At 53.3% G+C, this 2,826-nt stretch carries 3 protein-coding genes; 1 reads left to right on the forward strand and 2 read right to left on the reverse strand.

The window, feature by feature from the left end; genetic code table 11:
• Positions 1–271: exonuclease domain-containing protein (locus tag AC221Y_RS22850; protein ID WP_486708586.1), on the reverse strand; the 271-nt coding region annotated here is incomplete at its 3' end.
• 159 nt (positions 272–430) lie between these two features.
• Between AC221Y_RS22850 and AC221Y_RS22855 the strand changes: the two genes are divergently transcribed.
• Entirely contained in the window at positions 431–1,375 is a 945-nt protein-coding gene (locus AC221Y_RS22855; RefSeq protein WP_486708587.1) for an endonuclease/exonuclease/phosphatase family protein, read from the forward strand.
• Positions 1,376–1,858: 483 nt separating this feature from the next.
• On the opposite strand, the gene AC221Y_RS22860 is transcribed toward AC221Y_RS22855, so the two are convergent.
• A complete protein-coding gene (locus tag AC221Y_RS22860; protein ID WP_486708588.1) occupies positions 1,859–2,497 on the reverse strand; it encodes a hypothetical protein in 639 nt (212 codons plus the stop codon).
• Positions 2,498–2,826 lie beyond the last annotated feature (329 nt).

The raw sequence follows: 2,826 nt of genomic DNA on the forward strand, positions 1-2,826 counted from the left end.
AGGTGGCGGGCGCCCAGCGTTTTATGAGATCGCTGATCTGATGCGAGAAGTCGTACCATGACGGCAGGCGCGGATCATCGAGCTGCTCTGGCGTGACGCCGGTCACGGCCATAGCCCAGGGGGAAGGCAGAATGTGAGGAGACAGCCTGCACCGGATGTCCACCCGTTCGATCTCAACGAAATCATCGTCTGTCAGAATGGCCGCAAACTGTAGCGGCTGATCAAAGGCAGGCGACGTTCCGGTGGTCTCAAAGTCATAGAATACAAACATTCAGGCTCGCTCCAAATTTTCAGCGGACTTTCCCACGTCTGAGTCCGGTCGTACAGATGGTCGCCATTCAGTTTTTATCCGGGTCAGTAATCGCATGGCAGGCTTGCCGGTCTGGTCCCCGCGCGATCAGCACGTATTATGGAGAAGTCTTTATGATAGATGGTGTCAATTATGCGCGTGGCCACATTCAATTTGCAAAACATGCGCCTGCGCCTGCGGGAAGGCAGGCCAGTTCTTGATGGTGCATTCGATCAGGACCAATCAAACGTTCAGCGGTCCGTCGCTCTTAGTTTGGCCGACCGCGAACAGTCAGCCAAAGTTATCCATGCAGCGCAGGCAGATATCGTTGCCCTGCAGGAGGTTTTTGACACTGCGGCATTGGATTTTTTCCACGATAATTTTCTCCTTAAGACTGGATTGTCGGCTTACCCTTTCCGTTATTGCATTCCCGGAAACGATGGTCGCGGACTGAACGTCGCCGCTCTTTGTCGAAGCCAGCCCATCAATGTAAAAAGCCATGCGAACCTTACCGGAGCCGATCTCGACTTGTCAGATTTACCGCCCGAACTCCGAGAGCATCGCCTCTTCCGGCGGGATTGTCTTGAACTGGATTTTGCAGGCGTCACACTTTTTGTTTGCCATTTCAAAGCGCCATATCCTGATGCCGAGAAGGCGTACATCATACGGGAAGCTGAGGCACGCGCGGTTCGCAAAATTGTCGAAATGCGCTTTGACGATCCAAGACGTGAGCGCTGGATGATCGTGGGAGACCTCAATGAACCAGGTCCTGGCGATGAGCTTTCCCCGTCAGCCCTCGCCCCGCTGAAACACGGTTTTTCGTTCGACCTCCTGGATCGATTGGCACCCGGCACTGACTGGACATACGAGGTTCCTGGCACGCATCTACACTCGCGTCCGGACCGGATACTTGTCTCGCCGCGACTGGCACAGGAGTATCCGAATGTGCGTCCTGAAATCATAAGAACCGGCATGACCGGCCCGTCACGCACTCGTCGGCATGGGGCGTTCGGTGATGAGCCAAATAAAGCGTGTCACGCGAGCGATCATGCGCTGGTCTATGCGGATTTTCCAGGGCTGGAGTAAATGTTTGTGCGGGGTCAAAGGCTCTTGCCCCGCGACAAGCAGGGCCGAGCGTTTTCGCGCGTTCAGAGCCTAACCATGTGATCCTATCGGGAGCTCGACCTCAGTATAGAGGCAGCCCAATTACGCATGCTCCGTCCCGCAACTCGGTCAGTCGCCCAATTTCGGCGAACGTCTGGAACTTTCAATAAAGCGACGCGGCGCGGACGTTGGGTGTATGACCTCTGAAGGACTACCATGCAGGTGACAAAACGGTCATTGACCATAATAGGCGCGGCTGCCACTTACATTTGAAATCGACACAAAAAAGGCCCCGCCAACCACTCTTGGCGAGTCCTACTACATACTGGAAATCACTCTTTCAATTGGTCATTTAAAGCGGATTAAGTTGAAGATGGAATGACTGTTTTGTGTTTAAATTTTGCAGCCAACAATTCTTCAATCTATTCCGTCGGCAAGGTCAGCCAGGACAGAAAGGTCGGGATGTTACTGGTTTGCCAGCTGTTCAAATGGATCAGACTTCCATTTCTCAGGAAGCTCTGCCGGTTCCTCGAAATCAGGAAGATACAAGCCGGTCGTCCACCGTTCCGGCAGTTTATCAACGAGTGCGGAAAGCCTTGTGCTGGCCCCTGCAGCGCGCCGCCGGATACGTTCCGCCGCGTCCGGATCGCGTTCCCGCAGGCGACGATAACGGTTCATCACCCAATTCTGAACCCGGTCGGGACCAAAAGAGAAGAAGAGCACAAGCCCGATCAGAAGGCCCATCACGAACAAAAACACCACGAAGCCCGGTTCCAGCACCAAAATCGTCAGCAAAAGCAGAAAGGACAATATCCTGGGAGCATCGGGGCGTCTGAGGAATGACACGACGAGCTTGAGGAGCCATTGCGCAGGCGATTTCTTCTGACGAGGTTGTTCGGATGCCCGTGCGTGTCCCTCTAGTGTTTGTAAGTTTTCTTCTGCTTGCGTTGGCGCTAATCGCTCGATGGCTTTCTGGGCATCATCCACGTCGACAATGGACTTTATTGCACGAAGGTCCGGATCAATTGGGCCTGGCTTCTTGGAGCCGTCAACTTTGAGACCTGAATTGGATGGGTATTCAGTAAGGTTAGGTTCGTCTCGCATCTTGCCTTCCCAGACATGTAGGACAGACCCGTGCAGCGTTGTCTGCTGGCGACTGCCAAGAAGCCTGAGGGTTGACCGTTAAAATTTAACGCCGCTCAGATTCGATTTTCTTAGACTATCAAGTTTATGGATGAATACGGCGGAATTATGGTGTTGAGTTAGCCTCAAAGGATGCTTGGAGTGGCCAACTTTCTGTTCGTAATTGGCTTTTCCCGAATTGATCAGCCAACGGCACGCCTTGAGAACAGATCAATCACGACGGCCAGATACGACCATCCTTCATTGCGTCTTGATGTACGTGATGTCGGTTACCGGGTCAGTTCTCAGTG

Source organism: Boseongicola sp., from assembly GCF_057460485.1.